Annotated in this window: 18 protein-coding genes; 11 read left to right on the top strand and 7 right to left on the bottom strand. The window is 73.2% G+C overall.

Annotated features, from left to right (window positions below):
- The first annotated feature begins 353 nt into the window (after positions 1-353).
- Positions 354-2,180: an MDR family MFS transporter gene (locus ACERUN_RS05565; protein ID WP_370288820.1), complete on the top strand. Its 1,827-nt coding sequence runs from the start codon at positions 354-356 to the stop codon at positions 2,178-2,180.
- On the top strand, positions 2,177-2,674 hold the full coding sequence (locus tag ACERUN_RS05560) for a MarR family winged helix-turn-helix transcriptional regulator (protein WP_370288819.1): 498 nt from the start codon (positions 2,177-2,179) through the stop codon (positions 2,672-2,674). The genes ACERUN_RS05565 and ACERUN_RS05560 overlap by 4 nt, the downstream gene beginning before the upstream one ends.
- Positions 2,675-2,715: 41 nt before the next feature.
- Here the strand turns inward: ACERUN_RS05560 and ACERUN_RS05555 are convergent, their stop codons facing one another.
- Complete coding sequence (locus tag ACERUN_RS05555; protein WP_370288818.1) at positions 2,716-4,383, bottom strand: glycoside hydrolase family 13 protein; 1,668 nt, start codon at positions 4,381-4,383, stop codon at positions 2,716-2,718.
- A 98-nt stretch (positions 4,384-4,481) separates the two neighbouring features.
- On the opposite strand from ACERUN_RS05555, the gene ACERUN_RS05550 reads away from it, so the two are divergent.
- Positions 4,482-5,168, top strand: coding sequence for a metal-dependent transcriptional regulator (locus ACERUN_RS05550; RefSeq protein ID WP_370288817.1), 687 nt, complete (start codon positions 4,482-4,484; stop codon positions 5,166-5,168).
- A 30-nt stretch (positions 5,169-5,198) separates the two neighbouring features.
- On the opposite strand, the gene ACERUN_RS05545 is transcribed toward ACERUN_RS05550, so the two are convergent.
- Complete coding sequence (locus tag ACERUN_RS05545) at positions 5,199-6,068, bottom strand: Sir2 family NAD-dependent protein deacetylase (protein WP_370288816.1); 870 nt, start codon at positions 6,066-6,068, stop codon at positions 5,199-5,201.
- Between the two features lie 31 nt (positions 6,069-6,099).
- Positions 6,100-6,366, bottom strand: a complete 267-nt coding sequence (locus ACERUN_RS05540) for a DUF2277 domain-containing protein (protein WP_370288815.1) — start codon at positions 6,364-6,366, stop codon at positions 6,100-6,102.
- 70 nt (positions 6,367-6,436) lie between these two features.
- Between ACERUN_RS05540 and ACERUN_RS05535 the strand changes: the two genes are divergently transcribed.
- Positions 6,437-7,645 (top strand): trans-acting enoyl reductase family protein, encoded by a 1,209-nt coding sequence (locus ACERUN_RS05535; protein WP_370288814.1) that lies wholly within the window; start codon positions 6,437-6,439, stop codon positions 7,643-7,645.
- Positions 7,646-7,709: 64 nt separating this feature from the next.
- Here the strand turns inward: ACERUN_RS05535 and ACERUN_RS05530 are convergent, their stop codons facing one another.
- Positions 7,710-9,212: a GAF domain-containing protein gene (locus ACERUN_RS05530; protein WP_370288813.1), complete on the bottom strand. Its 1,503-nt coding sequence runs from the start codon at positions 9,210-9,212 to the stop codon at positions 7,710-7,712.
- A gap of 228 nt (positions 9,213-9,440) precedes the next feature.
- On the opposite strand from ACERUN_RS05530, the gene ACERUN_RS05525 reads away from it, so the two are divergent.
- On the top strand, positions 9,441-10,103 hold the full coding sequence (locus tag ACERUN_RS05525; protein ID WP_370288812.1) for a hypothetical protein: 663 nt from the start codon (positions 9,441-9,443) through the stop codon (positions 10,101-10,103).
- On the opposite strand, the gene ACERUN_RS05520 is transcribed toward ACERUN_RS05525, so the two are convergent.
- A complete protein-coding gene (locus ACERUN_RS05520; protein ID WP_370288811.1) occupies positions 10,092-11,948 on the bottom strand; it encodes an amidohydrolase family protein in 1,857 nt (618 codons plus the stop codon). The two genes, ACERUN_RS05525 and ACERUN_RS05520, sit on opposite strands and share 12 nt — an antisense overlap.
- Positions 11,949-12,098: 150 nt before the next feature.
- Between ACERUN_RS05520 and ACERUN_RS05515 the strand changes: the two genes are divergently transcribed.
- On the top strand, positions 12,099-12,836 hold the full coding sequence (locus ACERUN_RS05515; protein WP_370288810.1) for a glucose 1-dehydrogenase: 738 nt from the start codon (positions 12,099-12,101) through the stop codon (positions 12,834-12,836).
- 111 nt (positions 12,837-12,947) lie between these two features.
- On the opposite strand, the gene ACERUN_RS05510 is transcribed toward ACERUN_RS05515, so the two are convergent.
- Together ACERUN_RS05510 and ACERUN_RS05505 are read right to left on the bottom strand one after the other, a co-directional pair.
- Positions 12,948-14,213, bottom strand: coding sequence for a hypothetical protein (locus ACERUN_RS05510; RefSeq protein ID WP_370288809.1), 1,266 nt, complete (start codon positions 14,211-14,213; stop codon positions 12,948-12,950).
- 20 nt (positions 14,214-14,233) lie between these two features.
- Entirely contained in the window at positions 14,234-15,082 is an 849-nt protein-coding gene (locus ACERUN_RS05505) for an LLM class F420-dependent oxidoreductase (protein ID WP_370288808.1), read from the bottom strand.
- Between the two features lie 113 nt (positions 15,083-15,195).
- On the opposite strand from ACERUN_RS05505, the gene ACERUN_RS05500 reads away from it, so the two are divergent.
- Genes ACERUN_RS05500 through ACERUN_RS05480 form a run of 5 tightly spaced genes read left to right on the top strand, consistent with a single transcriptional unit; the run spans position 15,196 to position 19,478 of the window.
- A complete protein-coding gene (locus tag ACERUN_RS05500; protein ID WP_370288807.1) occupies positions 15,196-15,795 on the top strand; it encodes a TetR/AcrR family transcriptional regulator in 600 nt (199 codons plus the stop codon).
- On the top strand, positions 15,792-17,072 hold the full coding sequence (locus tag ACERUN_RS05495) for a cytochrome P450 (RefSeq protein ID WP_370288806.1): 1,281 nt from the start codon (positions 15,792-15,794) through the stop codon (positions 17,070-17,072). The genes ACERUN_RS05500 and ACERUN_RS05495 overlap by 4 nt, the downstream gene beginning before the upstream one ends.
- The gene (locus ACERUN_RS05490) at positions 17,072-17,860 is read left to right on the top strand and encodes an SDR family oxidoreductase (protein ID WP_370288805.1); all 789 of its coding nucleotides are present in this window, start codon (positions 17,072-17,074) and stop codon (positions 17,858-17,860) included. The genes ACERUN_RS05495 and ACERUN_RS05490 overlap by 1 nt, the downstream gene beginning before the upstream one ends.
- A complete protein-coding gene (locus ACERUN_RS05485; protein ID WP_370288804.1) occupies positions 17,857-19,278 on the top strand; it encodes a cytochrome P450 in 1,422 nt (473 codons plus the stop codon). The genes ACERUN_RS05490 and ACERUN_RS05485 overlap by 4 nt, the downstream gene beginning before the upstream one ends.
- Entirely contained in the window at positions 19,275-19,478 is a 204-nt protein-coding gene (locus ACERUN_RS05480) for a ferredoxin (RefSeq protein WP_370288803.1), read from the top strand. The genes ACERUN_RS05485 and ACERUN_RS05480 overlap by 4 nt, the downstream gene beginning before the upstream one ends.
- Positions 19,479-19,480 lie beyond the last annotated feature (2 nt).

Here is a 19,480-nt window from a genome sequence, read left to right as displayed (position 1 = left end):
GCCGGGGCGCCTGCGGGGCGGGTGACTGCTGTGGATTCGCCAGCAGCTCGAAGAACTGAACTGCGGGCTGCTAGCGAGCAGCCACCTCACGCGTCCATTGAGAAATCATTCTTCGGACCACCTCCTTTCCCGTGTGCCTCAAGGTTAGGTCGGCCTCGCAGCCCGGGCAACGGTGTTTTCCGGCCCGACTCCCCCGTCGTCGGAACCGCTCGCCAGGGGCCGGTGCAGGCGCGGATCGCGATCGTCCGGCCGGGTAGGGAATAAGTTGTCGACGGCAACCATTGAGGCATATCGTTGCTGACGGCAACCAAATCCGAGATGGCTGCCGACGTACGGAAGCGAGAACCACACCCATGACCACAGCCCCCGAAGCACCTGCGGCCACCGCCGCGTCGGGTGAGGGCCAGATGAGCCACCGCGAGATCATGGAAGCCCTCACCGGCCTCCTGCTCGCCATGTTCGTGGCGATGCTCTCCAGCACCGTGGTGAGCAACGCCCTCCCCGCGATCGTCACCGACCTGCAGGGCAGCCAGACCGGCTACACCTGGGTCGTCGTCGCCACCCTCCTCACGATGACCGCGACCACCCCGATCTGGGGCAAGCTCGCCGACCTGTTCAGCAAGAAGCTGCTGGTGCAGGCCGCGCTCGTCATCTACTCGATCGGTTCGCTGATCGCCGCCGTCGCCCCGTCGATGGGTGTGCTCATCGGGGCACGCGCCGTCCAGGGCCTCGGCGTCGGCGGCCTTACCGCCCTGGTGCAGGTCGTCATCGCCTCGATGGTGTCCCCGCGCGAGCGCGGTCGCTACAGCGGCTACATCGGCGCCGTGTTCGCCACCGCCACGGTGAGCGGCCCGCTGCTCGGCGGACTCGTCGTCGACAGCCCGCTCGGCTGGCGCGGCTGCTTCATCGTCGGCCTGCCGGTGGCCCTGCTCGCCTTCGTGGTGCTGCAGCGCACCCTGCACCTGCCCACGATCAAGCGCGACGTGCGCATCGACTACCTCGGCGCCACCCTCATCATGGCCGGCATCAGCCTGATCCTCGTGTGGGTCAGCCTCGCCGGCACCAACTTCGACTGGGTGTCGCTCACCTCCGCGGCGCTCGTCGTCGGCAGCCTCGTCCTCATCGGCGGTGCGCTGTTCGTCGAGGCCCGCGTGGCCAGCGAGCCGATCATCCCGCTGCGCCTGTTCCGCGACCGCACCACCGCCCTGGCCACCGCCGCCTCGGTGATGATCGGTGTGGCGATGTTCGGCGCCACCGTCTACCTCAGCCAGTACTTCCAGCTCGCCCGCGGCATGAGTCCCACCGAGGCCGGCCTGATGTCGATCGCGATGGTCGGCGGCCTGCTCGTCTCCAGCATCATCAGCGGTCGCGTCATCAGCCGCACCGGCGTGTGGAAGAAGTGGCTCGTGGGCGGCATGGTCCTGGTCATCGCGGGCCTCGCGCTGCTCGGCACCATCGACGCGACCACCCCGCTGTGGCTCGTCGCGGCCTACATGGCCGTCGTCGGCATCGGCCTCGGCGCCACCATGCAGAACCTCGTGCTCGCGGTGCAGAACAACACCGCGCCGCAGGACCTCGGCGCCGCCAGCTCGGTGGTCGCGATGTTCCGCTCGATCGGCGGTTCGGCCGGCGTGGCCGCACTCGGCGCCCTGCTGGCCCACCAGGTGAGCGACGGGGTGCGCGACGGTGTCGCTCGCCTCGCCGCCGAGGGTCGCGTGACTCAGGAGCAGCTGGCCGCCATGCAGCACTCCAACGGCGACATCCCGAAGCTCTCGGCGCTGCCCGCACCGATCCGCGAGGTCTACGAGGCCTCCTTCGGCACCGCGGTGGGCCACCTGTTCGCCGTGGCCGTGCCGTTCGCCGTGGTCGCCTTCCTGTGCATCCTGTTCATCAAGGAGGTGCCGCTGCGCACCACCACCGGCATGCCGGGTGAGGGTGAGCCGCAGGCGGAGCGCACAGAGACCGCCGGTGCCGCCGAGGACGCCGGTGCGGCCGGCGCCGCGCTGGCCGGGGCCTACGACGCCGACGAGCTGCTCGACGCCGAGCCGCTCGAGGAGCGCGCGGGTGAGCCGGTCGGGCACCACGCGGCCGGCGTCCACCGTGCCGAGCGCGAGGAGGTCCGCGTCCCGGGCGGTGCGCACCGTGCCGACCGGCGGGCCGAGGACGGCGCGCGGCGATGAGCGCGGCCGTCCCCTCCTCGACGCTGGCCAGCCCCGAGCGCGTCGCGGCGCTGCACGAGGTCGAGGTCGAGGTCGGAGTCCTCATCCGGCGGGTGCGCCGGGTGATCGGCGAGCGGGCTCGGGCGGTGCACCCGAGCCTGCTCCCGGCGTCCTACCTGATCCTCAGCCACGTGCGCGAGCGCGGCCCCCTGCGGGCCTCGGCCCTCTCGCTGGTCTTCGAGATCGACAAGGGCGCGATCAGCCGCCAGGTGCAGCACCTCATCGACCTCGGGCTGCTGGCCCGCGAGCCCGACCCCGAGGACGGCCGCGCGACGCTGCTCTCGGTCACCCCGGCTGCCGCCCGGCGCCTCGACGAGGTCTCTCGCGAGCGGAGCGCGCTGCTCGCCGAGCGGCTCGGCGACTGGCCGGCCGACGACATCTCGATGCTCGCCGGCTCGCTGCGCCGCTACAACCGGGCGCTCGAGGACGACGGCGACCGCGACCCCCGCTGCTGATCCCGGGCCAGCAGCGGGGCGCGCTCGGCTGAGCCGAGTGCTCAGCGCACCCAGGCGGCGGTGTCGGGCGGCAGCAGGCCGTCGTCGGTGAGCGGCCCGCTCGCGATCACGACCTCGCCCTCGGGCAGCGCCACCGCCTCGCCCCCCGCATTGAGGACGACGCGCAGCCCCGCCCGCTCGACGGTGAGCACGTCGCCGTCGGCGCGGGCGGTCGTGGCGTCGTCCGCGCCGGCGAGGTGCTCGCGCCGGGCGCTGAGCGTGCGCCGGTAGAAGGCGAGCGTGGAGTCGGGGTCGGCCTCCTGCGCGGCCACGGTGAGGCCGGCCCACTCGGCGGGCTGGGGGATCCACGGCTGGCCGGCGCTCTCAGGACCGCCGAACTCGAACGGCGGCACCTCGCCGCCCCACGGCAGCGGCACGCGGCACCCGTCACGGCCGGGCTCGCCGGTGCGGAACCACGAGGGGTCCTGGCGGTGCTCGGGGGCGACGTCGACCTGCTCGAGGCCGAGCTCCTCGCCCTGGTAGAGGTAGGCCGAGCCGGGCAGGGCCAGCATCGTGAGCGTGGCCGCGCGGGCGCGGGCCAGGCCCTGCGCGCCGCCGCCGTAGCGGGTGGGGTGGCGCACGACGTCGTGGTTCGACAGCACCCAGGTGGGGGCGCTCGCCGAGGCCGAGACCGCGGCGATCGAGTGCTCGATCACCTCGGCGAAGGCCGAGGCCGACCACGGGGTCGTGAGCCACGCGAAGTTGAACGCCTGGTGCAGCTCGTCGGGGCGGATGAACTCCGCCATCGACTCCGGGGTCTGGGTCCAGGCCTCGGCCACGGCCATCCGGTCGCCGGGGTACTCCTCGAGCACGCGGCGCCAGCGGCGGTAGACCTCGTGCACCTCGGGCTGCTCCCACATCGGTTCGTCGCGCAGCACGCGCTCGACCATGGAGTCGCCGGTGGTGCTGACGGCGGCACCGTCCTCGCCCGCGCCGTCGGCGCCGGGCTCGGGGCGCTCCTGGTCGCGCAGCGACTCCTCCTTGAACAGCCCGTGCGCGACGTCGATGCGGAAGCCGTCGACGCCCCGGTCGAGCCAGAAGCGCAGCACGCCCTCGAACATGTCGCCGACCTCGGGGTTGCGCCAGTCGAGATCGGGCTGGGAGGAGTCGAAGAGGTGGAGGTACCACTGGCCGGGGGTGCCGTCGGGCTCGGTCACGCGCGTCCAGGCCGGGCCGCCGAAGACGGACTGCCAGTTGTTGGGCGGCTCCTCGCCCTTCTCGCCGCGACCCTCGCGGAACAGGTAGCGGGCGCGCTCGGGGGAGCCGGGCGCGGCGGCCAGCGCCTCGACGAACCACGCGTGCTCCTCGGAGGTGTGGTTCGGCACGATGTCGACGATCACGCGCAGGTCGAACTCGTGGGCGCGGGCGATGAGGCGGTCGGCGTCCTCGAGGGTGCCGAAGAGCGGGTCGACGTCGGTGTAGTCGGCGACGTCGTAGCCGTGGTCGTGCTGCGGCGAGCGGTAGAACGGCGTGATCCAGAGAGCGTCGACGCCGAGGTCGCGCAGGTGCGGCAGCCGCGCGGTGATGCCGGGCAGGTCGCCGATGCCGTCGCCCGCGGGCGCGGGGCGGCCGTCGGCGAAGCTGCGGGCGTAGACCTGGTAGATCACCGCGGCGTACCACCACGGGCGCTCGGCTGCGGGGGAGGGGCTGCTCGACGAAGGAGTTGGCACGATCCAATCCTGCCACCTCGGCGTTCGCCGCGGGGCATCAACGAGCCTCGGGAACCACGAGTGAGGCTCGCCTCGCCCGATGGGACAGAATGGGGCCCGTGAGCGATCTGATCGACACCACCGAGATGTACCTCCGCACGATCTACGAGCTGATCGAGGAGGGCATCGTCCCGCTGCGCGCCCGCATCGCCGAGCGCCTGCACCAGAGCGGGCCCACGGTGTCGCAGACGGTGGCGCGCATGGAGCGCGACGGCCTGCTCACCGTGGAGGGCGACCGCCACCTCGAGCTCACCGAGGAGGGTCACCGCCTCGCCACCCGGGTGATGCGCAAGCACCGTCTCGCCGAGCGCCTGCTCACCGACGTGATCGGCCTCGACTGGGAGCTTGTGCACGAGGAGGCGTGCCGCTGGGAGCACGTCATCTCCGAGAACGTCGAGCGACGCCTGCTCGAGCTGCTCGGCCAGCCCACCGAGTCGCCCTACGGCAACCCGATCCCCGGCCTCGTCGAGCTCGGCCAGGAGGCCGAGGGCCCCGGCTTCATGGACGACGTGGAGCCGCTGTCGAAGGCCGCCACCCCCGACGGCGCACGGGTGCTCGTGCGCCGCATCTCCGAGGAGATGCAGAAGGACGAGGCGCTCATGAGCGCCATGCGCCGCGTCGGCGCCCTGCCCGACAAGACCGTCACCATCCAGGCCACGCCCGACGGCGTCCTCGTGGGGGCCGGCGGTGAGACGGCGGAGATCTTCGCCGAGGCGGCCGACCACATCTTCGTCAAGCGCCTCTGAGCAGTCCGGCCTCCCGGTCGCGCCGCCCGATCAACCGCGCCCGCGCGCGGCCACCAGCGCGGGCAGCCAGGTGCTCGTGCCGTCGTCCACCTTGTGGGTGGCGAGCGGGTCGCCGCGGGTCTCGCCGCGGTTGAGGATGACCACGGGGATCTCGCGCTGGCGGGCGCGGCGCACGAACCGTAGGCCGCTCATCACGGTCAGGCTCGTGCCGGCGGTGAGTAGCACGCCGCCGGTGTCGGCCAGTGCCTCGACCGCCGCGTAGCAGCGGGCGACGCGGTCCTTGGGCACGTTCTCGCCGAAGAACACGACGTCGGGCTTGAGCACGCCGCCGCACGCCTCGCAGGCGGGGACGACGAAGTCGGCGACGTCGTCGATCGCCACGTCGCCGTCGGGGCGCACCTCCACCTCGCGGTGCCGATCGGCCCAGCCGGGGTTGACCTCCTCGAGGCGTCGCTGCAGCGCGGAGCGGGAGGTGATGCGCCGGCACTCCAGGCACACGACGTCGGCGATGCGGCCGTGCAGCGCCACGAGCGGCTCGGTGCCGGCGGCTTCGTGCAGCCCGTCGACGTTCTGGGTGATCACGAGGTCGGCACCGAGCGCGGCGACGGCCCGGTGCCCGGGGTTGGGGTGGGCGCCGCGCATGCGCCCCCAGCCGATCGCGCTGCGCGCCCAGTAGCGCTGTCGCGGACCGGGGCCCGAGACGAACTCCTGGTAGGTCATCGGTCGCGCGACCGGTGCGTTCGGACCGCGGTAGTCGGGGATGCCGGAGTCGGTGGACAACCCCGCCCCCGTGAGGACGACGAGGGGCCGGTCGGTACAGAGCTCGAGAGCGGCGGCGGCCGGTCCGGCGGCGGGCGCAGCACCCGGCGCCGTCTGCGGGTGCACGGCCTGCTCGCTCACACCCACCAGCCTAGGCGCGCACGCCAGTGGCTCACCCGTAGCGCAGGCGGGCCTTCTCGCGGGCCTTGGCCGCCTCGACCTCGCGGTCCTTCGGCGGCGCGGTGGTGACGAGGTCGTCGAGCAGGTGGCGGGTGATGTGCGCGATCTCGGCGACGGCTCGGTCGAAGGCGGCCTGGTTGACCTGGCTCGGCCTCGTCGTGCCGCTGACCTTGCGCACGTACTGCAGGGCGGCCGCGGCGACCTCGTCGTTCGTCGCCGGCGGCTCGAAGTTGTTGAGGGGGCGGATGTTGCGGCACATGGCGTCCAACCTACGACCGGATCGGCGTGCGGGGGAGACCGATGCGAGGCCGGATGCGAGAGTGGGGCACATGGCTGAGGTGAACCGGAACGCGCGCCCCTACGACGTCGTCCTGTTCGGGGCCACGGGCTTCACCGGCGGCCTCACCGCCGACTACCTCGCCGAGCACGCCCCCGCCGACCTCACCTGGGCACTGGCCGGTCGCAGCGAGACCAAGCTGGCTGCCGTCCGCGACCGCCTCGTCGCCGCGCACCCGGAGAACAAGGCGCTGGCCGACCTCGCGCTCCTCACGGTGGACGCCGCCGACGCCGCGGGCCTGGCCGAGGTGGCGGGCATGGCCCGGGTGATCGCCACGACCGTCGGCCCCTACATCCAGTACGGCGGTCCGCTGGTGGCCGCGTGCGCCAATGCGGGCACCGACTACGTCGACCTCACCGGCGAGCCGGAGTTCGTCGACCGCACCTACGTCTCCCACAACGCGGCGGCCGAGGCGTCGGGTGCCCGCCTCGTGCACTGCTGCGGCTTCGACTCCATCCCGCACGACCTCGGCGCCTACTTCACGATCGGCGAGCTCGCCCGCGAGCTGGGCGGAGAGATCACCGCCCCGGTGCAGATGCGCGGCGTCGTCCGCTCGGCCGCGCGGTTCTCGGGCGGCACCTTCCACTCCGCGCTCGGCGCCTTCTCGCGCGCGAAGCAGATGCGCGAGGCCTCGACGGCGCGGCGCCGTCTCGAGCCGCGTCCCGAGGGACGCCGCGCGCGGGCGTCGGTCGGTGCTCCCCGCAAGGACGCCGAGCTCGGCTACTACCTGCTGCCGCTGCCGACCATCGACCCCGCGATCGTCACCCGCAGCGCCGCCGCCCTGCCGGCCTACGGTCCGGAGTTCACCTACGGCCACTACGCCGGCACGAAGACGCTGCGCTACGCCGCGGGCGGCGCGGTGGGCGTGAGCGCGCTGACGCTCGCCTCGCAGGTGCCGCCGCTGCGCAACGCGCTGCTCAAGCGGATCCCCCAGGGCGAGGGCCCCTCGCAGAGCCAGCGCGAGCGCTCGTGGTTCACCGTCGACTTCGTGGCGACCTCCGGCGACACCACGGTGCACACCCGAGTGTCCGGTGGCGACCCCGGCTACAGCGAGACCGCCAAGATGCTCGCGGAGTCGGCACTGTGCCTGGCGCTCGACGAGAACCCCGTCACCTCCGGTCAGGTCACCACCGCCACCGCGATGGGCACCGCGCTGCTCGCGCGCCTGCAGGCGGCGGGCATCCGCTTCGAGCGGGTCTGAGCGCCGAGCCGGTTTCTGGCCGAGCCCGCCTCGGACCGGGCCCGTCCGGCGGCGGTGGGTGACGTCAGGGCGTGCGAGGGATGCCGTAGCGCGCGACGCGACGGTAGAGCGTCGCGCGGCTGAGGCCGAGCTCCTCGGCGGCCGCCGGCATCGTCATGCCGGGGCGGGCGAGCACCCGCACGATCTCGTCGCGCTCGAGCTGTTCGATGCGGGTCAGGCGCGAGGTGCCCCCCGCGATCACCGCGGCGGGCAGGTGCGCGGCGTCCACCACGTCGGTGCGGCTCGCGGCCTGGCGCACCGCCTCGACCAGCTCGGCGGCGTTGCCCGGCCAGGCGTGGTCGCGCAGGGCGCGCTCGGCCGCGGCGGTGAAGGCGATCTCGCGGCCCCGCAGACGGCGGGCGTGGTGGCGGGCGAGGGGGACGGCGTCGTCCGGGCGCTCGCGCAGCGGCGGCACGGTGACCACGGTGTCGACGAGGGTCTGCAGCGGGCGCGGCACCGCGTCGAAGGTCTGCGCGGTGAGGCCGAAGGGAGGGGGCGTGAACGGTGCCGACGAGGTGTCGGTCGTCCCCCTGCGGGCCTGGACCACCAGGTCGCGCAGGCGCTCGGCCGCCCAGGCGGGCAGGTCGTCGACGTCGGTGACGACGACGTCGGTCTGCGCCTTGGCGAGCTCGGGGGTCCACAGCCGCAGCCACGCCTCGACATCGGCCGGCGCGGGCGTGGTGGCGGCGAGGATGCGGTCGCGCGGGCGGCGGCGTCGGTAGGCCTGGGCCAGCAGGGTGCTGCGCCCGGCTCCCTGCTCGCCGACAACGGCGACCACGCGATCGGCGTCCAGGGCGGCCTCGACCTCTGCGAGCGCGCGCTGCCACCCGGCGGAGAGCCGCTCCGACGGCAGGGCGGCGAGGCCGGGCTCGAGCCGGGGCGCCTCCACCCGGAACACCTCGCCTCGCGGGGTGGTCGGCGGAACGTGCCCCTGCCCGCGGGCGAGGATCAGCGCCGCGGTGGTGCCGGCTGCGGACTGGGCGAGTGCCAGGAGGAGGCCGGAGGCGTCCTCCGACCAGGTCGTCAGGTTGACCGCGCCGTGGAGCCGCCCGGTGACGGGGTCGATGACGGGCGCGGCGGCGCACGTGTAGCCGCGCAGGGTGGTGACGAAGTGCTCGTCCGCGCGCACGAGGCCCGGCACCCGGTCGGCGAGGGCCAGGCCGAGCCCGTTGGTGCCGGCCTCGCGCTCGCTGTAGCTGAAGCCGGGGGCCAGGTGCACGGCGTCCAGCGCGCGCAGCAGGCCGTGGTCGCCGCTCATCCTGTTGAGCACCAGGCCGTCGGCGTCGGTCAGCATCAGGCTCACCGGCTGCTCGGCCAGGGTGCGGTGCAGGTCGGCGAGCACCTGGTGCCCGCAGACGTAGAAGAGCGACTCGTCGTCGGCAGCGCCGGTGAACACCGGGTGGATCTCGTGGGCCGGCACCCCGTAGGCCGCACTGCGCTGCCACGAGGCGGCGAGCCGCTCGCGGGCGCCGACGGGCGCGGCGTTCCCACGGACGCGGGCCGGGCCCGCACTCTCGGCGGCCTCCATGCGGCGACGGTACCCCCGCCTCCGGGGTGCCGGCCGGGGCTTTGCCGAGAGATGTCTCAATCTGAGACGCCGTCCGTCTCCGATTGAGACGCCGACACCCGATCAGGAGGGGCGAGGACGACGTAACGTCGCCTCGTCGACGCGGCCCCCCGGCGCGTCGAGGTCCGCACCGTCAGCCACTGCACTGCCCGGTTCCATGCGGAGTCAGTCAGCAGAAGGAGACGGGTGATGAGGATCGAGAGCGACGGCGCAGGTGCTCCCCGAGGCGCTCTCGGCGGGAGCGACGGAACGGGCCTGCTGGCCCTGGCCACCGAGATCTACGCCGCCCTGGCCGCCGTGCCGGCCCCTGTCGGCGAGGACGACGTGGTGCAGCAGCACCTCGTGCGCTCGGTGCACGTCACCTCGCGGCGGGTCGGTCACCGCGTCGAGGTGCACCTGCTCCGGCCCGATGGCCTCGGCCTCGACGACACCTGCCTGCTCGCCGCCGACGTGCGCGACGCCGTGGCGGGCCTCGCCTGGGTGGCCGACACCGTCGTCGTCGTGGACGGCGGCCCGGACACCGCGATCGTCAACGCGGGTCTCGCGGCCGACGCGCCGGCCGAACGCCGGCGGGGCCTCGGGCAGCTCGTGTCGATGCTGGTGTCGCTCAGCCCGGTCGAGGCCCTGCCGCAGGACGCAGGCCTCGGTGCCTCGTTCCGCCTGCGCGCCCACGAGGCGGCGGTGGAACGTCTCGTCCGCCAGGAGTCAGCGCTGGGCACGACCTTCCCCGAGCTCCTCGGCGACCTCGCGCCCTCGCCGGCGCTCGACTCCCTGATGCGGCGTCGTGCCGCGCTCGGCCTGCCCGACCGGCCGTCGTCCACGTGGCGGGTCGTCGAGGACCTAGCCGGCTGACACCTCATCGCGCAGCTCCTGCGCGGCCTGGACCGTCTGCGCGGGTGCCGCGACCGGCGGCGTCGTCACCCCGGCGCGCAGGAACGCGCCCGTGCGCTCGCGACCGAGCACCTCGGTGGGCGCGCCGTCGCGCACCACGGTGCGCCCGCTCACGAGCACTGCGGTGACGGTGGCGTCGTTGCGGTTGACCATGCGCGAGAGTCCGCCGTACTGCGCCACCGGTGCCTCGTGGTAGCCGTCGAGGGAGTCGTCGAGGCGGGCGGGGTCGACCACGAGGACGTCGGCGCGGTCGCCGACGCGCAGGTGGCCGGCGTCCACGCCGTACCAGTCGGCGAGCTCGCCGGTGAGGCGGTGGATCGCCTGCCCGACGCTGAGGAACGGGCGGCCCGCCAGCTCGGAGGTGTGCACGTGGCGCAGCAGGCGCAGGCCGAAGTTGTAGAAGGCCATGTTGCGCAGGTGGGCGCCGGCGTCGGAGAAGCCCATCTGGATGCCGGGGTGGGCGGCCATCTTCTTGAGGATCTCGGGGCGGTGGTTGCTGATCGTCGTGCGCCAGCGGATCGCGGTGCCGTGCTCGAGCACGAGGTCGAGGAAGGCGTCGACCGGGTGGACGCCGCCTCGCATCCGCCCGACCTCGCCGAACGACTTGCCCACCACCGAGGCGTCGGGGCACGCGACGATCTCGGCGTCGAAGAAGTCGCGGTGCCACACCCGCGGCCCCCACTTCTGGTCGTAGTCCTTGCGGAAGCGACGGCGGTAGGCCTCGTCGCGCAGGAGGTCGTTGCGCGCGATCTCCTCCGAGAGGTGCAGCGCGGCGGCACCGGAGCCGAACTCCTCGAAGATCACCAGGTCGATGCCGTCGGCGTAGACCTCGAACGGCACCGGGAGGTGCTGCCAGCGGAAGTCGCCGCCGAGGCGGTTCACCAGGTTCGCGAGCGGACCCATGATGTGGATGACCGGCAGTGCCTTGAGGTCGGCGGCCGAGAGCAGGCTGGTGCGCAGCTGCGGGCGCCGCTTGCCCAGGCCCACGGAGCGGAAGGCGTGCTGCACGATCGTGAACGGGTTCTTCACGTCCGGCCCGGCCTGCATCACCCGACCGCGGCGACGCAGGATCGTGCCGAGGCGGCGCATCTCCCTCGGCTTGGCGTAGGTGGAGGGCAGGGTGCGCGAGCGGCAGCGCTCGCCGTCGAGCTTGTCGAAGAGCAGCTGCTGGCTGCTCATGCCCACGAAGCCGGCGTCCAGCGCCTCGGTGAGCAGGCGCTCCATGCGCGCCTGCTCCGCGGCGGTGGGCACGACGTCCTCGCGGGTGGCGCGGTCGAGCCCCATCACTGCGGTGCGGATGTCGGAGTGCCCGATGAGCGCGCCGAGGTTCGGGCCGAGCGGACGACGCTCCAGCGCGGCGACGTAGCTCTCGGCGTCGTCCCAGTCGCGGTGGCGCTCGACCGCCCCGATCGCGGCCATGCGCGGGATCGCCTCGACGCGCCCGAACAGGTCGCCGGCGTCGACGGGGTCGACGTGCACGGTCGACAGCGAGCACGAGCCGAGCAGCACGGTGGTGATGCCGTGGCGCACCGACTCGGCCAAGCCGGGGCCGTCGAGCACCTCGATGTCGTAGTGGGTGTGGATGTCGACCATGCCCGGCATGACCCAGCGCCCGGCCGCCTCGATCACCTCGGGGCAGCCGGTGACGTCGAGCGGCTCGACGCGCGGGTCGGTGATCGCGACGACGCGCCCGCCGCGGATGCCGAGGTCGCGCACGACGCCGTCGGCGCCGGTGCCGTCGAAGAGAAGACCGCCGCGGACGACGGTGTCGAAGGGGGCCGCGGAGGCGGAAGTGTCGTGCGTCACCCTCGCAGGATAGGTCCGGTCGACGGGCCTGGGAAGGGTTCTGACAGGGGTTCCTGTCAGAACGACGCGAGCGGCGGCATTGCCGGGAGATAGAACAGGTTCTAGTCTCGGCGCGGGGCCGACGATGGCCCCGGATCGAAAGGGTCTGCGATGGATCGCTGCGCCGGCAAGGTCGCGCTCGTCACCGGCGGCACCGGGGGCATCGGGGCGGCGAGCGTGCGCGCGCTCGCGGCCGAGGGCGCGCGCGTCGTGATCGCCGACATCGCGGACGACGCCGGCGCCGAGCTCGCCGCGGAGCTCGGGGAGACCGCGCGCTACGTGCACCTCGACGTCACCAGCGAGGCCGACTGGGCCACCGCCGTCGCCTTCACGATCGCCGAGTTCGGCTCGCTCTCGGTGCTCTTCAACAACGCGGGCATCGTCAACGGCGGCCCGCTGTCGGGCTTCCGGCTCGACAAGTGGCAGCGCATCCTCGACGTCAACCTCACCGGCCCCTTCCTCGGCCTCCGGGCGGTGGCCGAGCCGATGATCGCCGCCGGCGGCGGCTCGATCATCAACACCTCCTCCATCGAGGGCTTGCGCGGCTCGCCCTGGGCGCACGGCTACGTGGCCACCAAGTGGGGCCTGCGCGGGCTCACGAAGTCCGCGGCGATGGAGCTCGCCCCCCACGGCGTGCGGGTCAACTCCCTGCACCCCGGTCTCATCCGCACTCCCATCTCCGAGGGCATCCCCGACGACCTCATCCCCATCCCCCTCGGCCGCCCCGGCCAGCCCGAGGACGTCGCCTCCTTCGTCGTCTTCCTCGCCTCCGACGAGTCCGCCTACGCCACCGGCTCCGAGTTCGTCGTCGATGGCGGCGTGGTCACCCAGATCCCCCACCGGGGGTAGGGGCGGCCGCCGGGGGCAGATTCCCCGGCCGGCCGGTGAATCCGGCACTTGGACGACGGAGTTCCGTCGTCCATGTGCCAGGAATCTCGTCCAAGTCGGGGAAATCGACGCTCAGACCGGCGTGATCGGCAGCGAGCGGCGGGGCGCGAAGGCGAAGGCGGCCCCGGTGCTGAAGCGCACGACGCCCACCTCGGAGGCCTCGGGCACCTCGTCATCGCGCAGGACGACGACCGCCCGCCACGCGTCGTCGGAGCCCTCCGCCTCGACGTCGAGGCGCGGGTGCACCGCGCGGACGATCGTGCGCAGCGCGTCGGGCCAGGCCGGGCCGCAGAGGGCGATCCAGGCGTCGTCCTCGTGGGCGGGGGAGGGGTGCACGGCGACCTCGCCGAGCTCCACTGATGCGCTCACGTAGGCGGCCGGGTTGAGCAGGGGGTGAACGGCGAGCACGCGCGCCGCGGCGTCGAGCGCGTCGTCCTCGAGCAGATCGGAGGCGCCGAGCGCCCGGGCCAGCCGCTCGGCCGCGATGCCGGCCACGCCGAGGAGCTGCTTGCGGCGGATGCGCAGGAGCGCCTCGGCGTCCTCGCCCGTGCGGGCGGCCACCGCGATCGCGAACGAGGCGTCGAGCAGGTGCATCTGCAGGCACACCTCGTCGGCGATGCGCACGAGTGCGCTGTGGGAGAACGCGGCGAAGTCGACATCGGAGAGCAGCGGGCCCGTGTAGTCGGCCAGCCCCTCGTCGTCCACGTCGATGGGGGCCAGGTCGAGGGTGGCGGCTCGGAGGCGCTCGGTGATCGCCAGCGCGGGGACGGGTGCCGGCACGGGGTGCGCCGGATCGATGGTCACGGTCCAGGCGCAGTGCGGCGTGCGGTCGGCGGGCGTCCGCGGCGGGCGGTGGATCGGTCGCACCTGCGCGTGCGGGTTGGTGGCGATGGCGGTGGCGTCGAAGGTGGGGTCCTCGATGGTGTGGCACATGCCGCGCACGTAGTCGGGGCCCATCGGCTCGACGTCCATGAGCGCGCCGCAGTGGTCGAGGTGGAACTCGCCGTGCCACGGGTCGTGCACGGTGTAGCGGAAGTCCATGAACTGGGGCGGGGCGCCGATGTCGAGCTGCAGGCCCTTGAAGATCGACACCACGTCGCCCTCGCCGGGCCGCTCCGGCGCGTAGCCGAGGGCGGCCTGCATCCGGCGGGTGTATATCGGCGAGGCCGCGGCCCACTCCTCGATGGCGATGCGCTCCATCTCCTCGCGACCGAAGGCTGCGATGCACCAGGCCATGCCGGAGCGGTCGATGAGCTGGCCGATGAGCAGCAGCTCGGGGACGACGGCCGCGAGCTCCTCGCGGGTGAGGTCGGCGTAGCGGCTGCGGACGTGCGCCATCGTGCGGTCCCGGTCCGGGTTCAGGAGCCGAGGCCCAGTCGGGCCGCAGTCTTGTCGAGATAGGCGAGCACGGTCGCCTCGTCGGCGTCCGGCACGCCCCAGATGAATTCGCTCGCGCCGGCGGCCGACCAGTCGGCGAAGTCCTCGGGGGTGGGCCGCTTGGCGACGAGGATGCGGATGTCGGGCTCGCCCGTGCGGCCGGCGTCGGCCCACTCCTTACGAAGCAGGTCGGCCTTGGCGGCGATGTCGGTCTCGGTCGGGGTGGTCATCCAGCCGTCGGCGTGGGCGGCGATCCACTTCATCGTCTTGGGTCCGCCGCCGGCGCCGATGATGACGGGGATGCGGCCCTGCGGCGGCTTCGGGTAGGCCCAGCTGGGGCCGAAGCTCACGAACTCCCCGTCGTAGGCGGCCTCCTCCTCGGTCCACAGCGCGCGCATCGCCTCGAGGTACTCCTTGAGCACCGTGCGCCGCTTCTCGGCGGGCACGTGGTGGTCGGCGAGCTCGTCGGTGTTCCACCCGAAGCCGGCGCCGATCGTGACCCGTCCGCCGGAGAGGTGGTCGAGGGTGGCGAGTGTCTTGGCCAGCGTGATCGGGTCCGACTCCACCGGCAGCGCCACCGCGGTGGCCAGGCCGATGCGCTCGGTCACCGCTGCGCAGGTGGCCAGCGACACCCACGGGTCGAGGGTGCGCAGGTAGCGGTCGTCCGGCAGCTGCTCGCCGCCGGTGGGGTGCAGTGCGTCGCGGCGCACGGGGATGTGGGTGTGCTCGGGCACGTAGATCGTGTCGAAGCCGCGCTCCTCGGCGGCGCGGGCGAGTGCCGCCGGCGTGATGCCGCGGTCGGAGGTGAAGAGGACGACGCCGTTGCGCATCTGCGGGCTCCCTTTCGCTGGGCCGGCCGCCGGGGGAGGGCGGTGTCTCGAACTGTAGAACGTGTTCTCGTTCGGGGTTGTGGACCTGGCCGGACGTCTCCTATGTTGGACACGTGTCCAGTCAAGTGTTCGAAGCGCCGCGACGCGGGTTGAACCCCCGCCAGGCCGAGACTGTCGAGCGGCTCCTCGTCGCTGGCCTGGAGGAGCTGCGGGCGGTCGGCCATGAAGCGCTCACCGTGCGCACGGTTGCCCAGCGCGCCGGCGTCTCGCCCGCGACGGCGTACACCTACCTGGCCTCGAAGAACCACCTCTTCGCCGAGCTCTTCTGGCGGCACGTCAGCACGTCGCAGACGCCGGTGTCCACCAGCCCCCGCGCGGTCGAGCGCGTCCAGGACGCCGTGCGCGGCCTCACCGAGCTCCTCGTGGTCGAACCCGAGCTCACCGCCGCCGTCACCCCCGCCCTGCTCGGCACCGACCCCGACGTCGCGCGGCTGCGCCTGCGCATCGGCGCCGAGTTCGTCGCCCGGTTCGAGGCTGCCCTGCGCGACCCCGCCGACCACCCCACCGCCGCCCCGGATCCGGCGGTCGTCGAGGTGCTCGTGCTCAGCCTGTCCGGCGCCCTGCTGCAGGCGAGCATGGGGCTGATGGGCTACGGCGAGATCGCCGACCGGCTCTCCTCGGCGGTCGACGTGATCCTGCGGGGCAACGCATGAGCGTCGTCCCCGATCTCGCCGGCACCGGTGCCCCGCTGCTCTTCGACCCCTACGACTACGCCTTCCACGAGGACCCCTACCCCCTCTACCGGCGCCTGCGCGACGAGGCGCCCGTGCACCACGCGGCGGCCGACGACCTCTGGGTGATCTCGCGCCACGCCGACGTCTTCGCCGCGCTGCGCGACGACGAGACCTTCTCCAACCGCATGGGCGTCTCGCTCGACGCGCTGGCCTGGAGCGAGGACGCCCACACCGTGATGAGCTTCCTCGCCCTCGACGGTGCCGAGCAGGGGCGCGTGCGCAAGCTCGTCTCCGCGGCGTTCACCCCGCGGCGGGTGCGCGAGCTGACCCCGCAGGTGCAGGCCCTCACCGAGCGCTACCTCGACGACGTGCTCGCCCGGGTGCGCGAGCAGGGCGAGGCGGACTGGATCGCCGACCTCGCGGGGCTCCTGCCGATGGACGTGATCTCCGAGATGATGGGCGTGCCGGTGAGCGACCGCGCGGAGGTGCGACGCCTGGCCGACCTCGTCGTCCACCGCGAGGACGGCGTGCGCGACGTGCCGCTCGCCGGCATCGAGGCATCCCTGGCGCTGATGGACTACTACCTCGCGATGGTCACGGAGCGTCGCGCCCGCCCGGAGCGGTTCGCGGGCGACCTCACTTCCGCGCTCATCGCCGCCGAGCTGGACGGCGAGCGCCTCACCGACGGCGAGATCCAGGCCTTCCTCTTCCTCATGGTCGTGGCGGGCAACGAGACCACCACCAAGCTGCTCGGCAACGCGCTGTTCCACCTCTGCGCCCCGGCCCAGCGCACCCAGCGCGACGAGGTGTTCGCCGCCCCGCACGAGCCGGGGGCCCTGGTGGTGCCGTGGATCGAGGAGACCCTGCGCCACGACACCTCCAGCCAGATGCTCGCGCGCTACGTGGTGCGCGACGTCGAGGTCGCCGGCACGACCATTCCCGCCGGCGCGAAGGCGCTGGTGCTGCTCGGCTCGGCCAACCGCGACGAACGGGTCTTCACCGAACCCACCCGCTTCGACCTCCACCGCGACCGGGCCGAGCTCGCGCAGATCCTCAGCTTCGGCACCGGGCGCCACTTCTGCCTCGGCGCCAACCTCGCGCGGCTCGAGGCGCGGGTGGTGCTCGAGCACCTCGTGCGGCGCGTGGCCTCCGTCGAAGTGGACGCCGCCCGCGCCGTGCGCGTGCACTCCACCAGCGTGCGGGGCTTCGCCTCGCTACCTGTGCGGGTGATCGAGCGGGACGGGAGGGGAGCCTGATGCCCAAGCCCGTGCACCCCGCGCGCCGACCCGCCGTCGTGGCGGGCGCGTCGTCCGGCATCGGAGCCGAGACCGCCCGGGTGCTCGCCGCCGCCGGCCTGCCCGTGGCCCTCGGGGCACGGCGCGTGGAGCGGTGCGAGGAGATCGCCGCCGAGATCCGCGCCGCGGGCGGCGAGGCGGTGGCCCACCCCCTCGACGTGGCGTCGTCGGAGTCGGTGGAGTCCTTCGCCGAGAAGGTGGTCGCCGACCTCGGCGAGATCGAGGTCGTCGTCAGCAACGCGGCGCTGCTCGCCCCGGGCGCACTCCTCGACACCGACGTCGAGCGGCTGGCCCGCGAGGTCGACGTCAATCTGCTCGGCCCGCACCGGCTGGTGCGCGCCTTCGCGCCGGCGATGGTGCAGCGGCAGCGCGGCGACCTAGTCTTCGTCTCCTCCGACGTCGCGCTGCGCGCGCGGCCCTTCATGGGCGGTTACAGCGCCACGAAGTCCGGGCTCGAGGGGTTGGTCGCCTCCCTGCAGATGGAGCTCGAGGGCACGGGTGTGCGCGCCTCGATCGTGCGCCCCGGGCCCACGTGGAGCGAGATGGGCAGCGACTGGGACGCCGAGGCCGGCGCCCGCGTGCTCACCGAGTGGGTCAAGTGGGGCCATGCCCGCCACTCCCACTTCCTCAAGGCCACCGCCATCGCCGAGGCCATCGGCGTCGTCGTCACCGCGCCGCGCGGAGTGCACATCAGCCCGGTCGACGTGAACCCCGAAGCACCCCTGACCCGCCCCCAGGAGGAGTCATGACCATCGCCCCCGACCGGCTGGCCTCGGTGCCCGAGGTGTCGATGGCGCTCGACGACCACGACCCTGACGTGCCGGCGATCATCCGCGGCACCGGCCACCTGCCCGAGATGCGGGTCGACCCCGTCGGCCTGTTCCACCGGGTGCGCGAGGAGTGCGGCGACGTGGGCCGCTTCCGGCTCGCCGACAAGGACGTCGTGCTGGTCACCGGCGCCGAGGCCAACGAGGCGTTCTTCCGCGCCCCCGAGCAGGTGCTCGACCAGGCGGCCGCCTACCCCTTCATGACGCCAATCTTCGGCAGGGGCGTGGTCTTCGACGCCTCGCCGGAGGAGCGCCAGCAGATGCTCAAGAACCAGGCGCTGCGCGGCGAGATGATGCGCGGGCACGCGCAGACGATCGAGGCCGAGATCCGCCGCATGGTCGCCGACTGGGGCGAGGAGGGCGAGATCGACCTGCTCGACTTCTTCGCCGAGCTCACGATCTACACCACCTCCTCCTGCCTGATCGGCAAGCCGTTCCGCGACGCCCTCGACGGCTCGTTCGCCGAGATCTACCACCGTCTCGAGCACGGCACCGACGCCATCGCCTACGTCGACCCCTACGCCGACATCGAGAACTTCCGGGTGCGCGACGCCGCCCGCGAGGAGCTGGTGGCCAAGGTGCAGGCGATCATCGCCGCGCGGGTGGCGAGGGCCGAGGCGCTGGGCGGCGAGATCCCGCGCGAGGAGCGCGACCTGCTCGACGTCCTCATCGCCGTGGGCTACGACGCCGAGATGGTCACCGGCATCTTCATCTCGATGATGTTCGCCGGGCACCACACCAGCTCGGGCACCGCCTCGTGGGCGATGATCGAGCTGCTGCGCCATCCCGCGGTGATGGCCGACGTGGTCGCCGAGCTCGACGCCCTCTACGCCCCCGGCGAGGACGGCGAGGCGCCGGAGGTCTCCTTCCAGGCGCTGCGCTCGATCCCCGTGCTGGAGGCGGCGCTCAAGGAGACCCTGCGGCTGCACCCGCCGCTCATCGTGCTGATGCGCCTGGTGCAGGAGGACTTCGACCTCCTGGGCCGCACCATCCCCGCGGGCACCGTGCTGGCGGCCTCGCCGCGGGTGTCGAACCGCATCGAGGACGACTTCCCCGCCGCCGACACCTTCGACCCCGGCCGCTACGTCGACCCGCGCCAGGAGGACCTGCAGAACCGCTGGACCTGGATCCCGTTCGGCGCCGGCAAGCACCGCTGCGTCGGCAACGCCTTCGCGATGATGCAGATGAAGGCGATCTTCTCGGTGATCCTGCGCGACTACACCTTCGAGGCCAGCCAGCCGCTCGACTCCTACGCCGACGACGTCAGCAAAATGGTCATCCAGCTCGCCCAGCCCGCGCGGGTCCGCTACCGCCGCCGCACGCCCGGCGGTGTCGCATGAGCTACCGCGTGCACGCCGACACCGGCGTGTGCCAGGGGCACCAGCTGTGCCAGGGCGAGGCGCCCGACGTCTTCGGCTTCGACGCGGACGCCGACGTGGTCGTCGTCCTCGAGGCCGAGCCCGGTGAGGAGCGGCGGGCGGACGTCGTCCAGGCCGTGAAGTACTGCCCGGCGTTCGCGCTGGCGATCGAGGAAGTCTGAGG

The sequence above is a fragment of the Nocardioides sp. genome, assembly GCF_964229035.1.
Lineage (GTDB): Bacteria > Actinomycetota > Actinomycetes > Propionibacteriales > Nocardioidaceae > Nocardioides.
The sequence above is the reverse complement of the archived record's forward strand: the minus strand, read 5'-3'. Positions and strand labels throughout refer to the sequence as shown.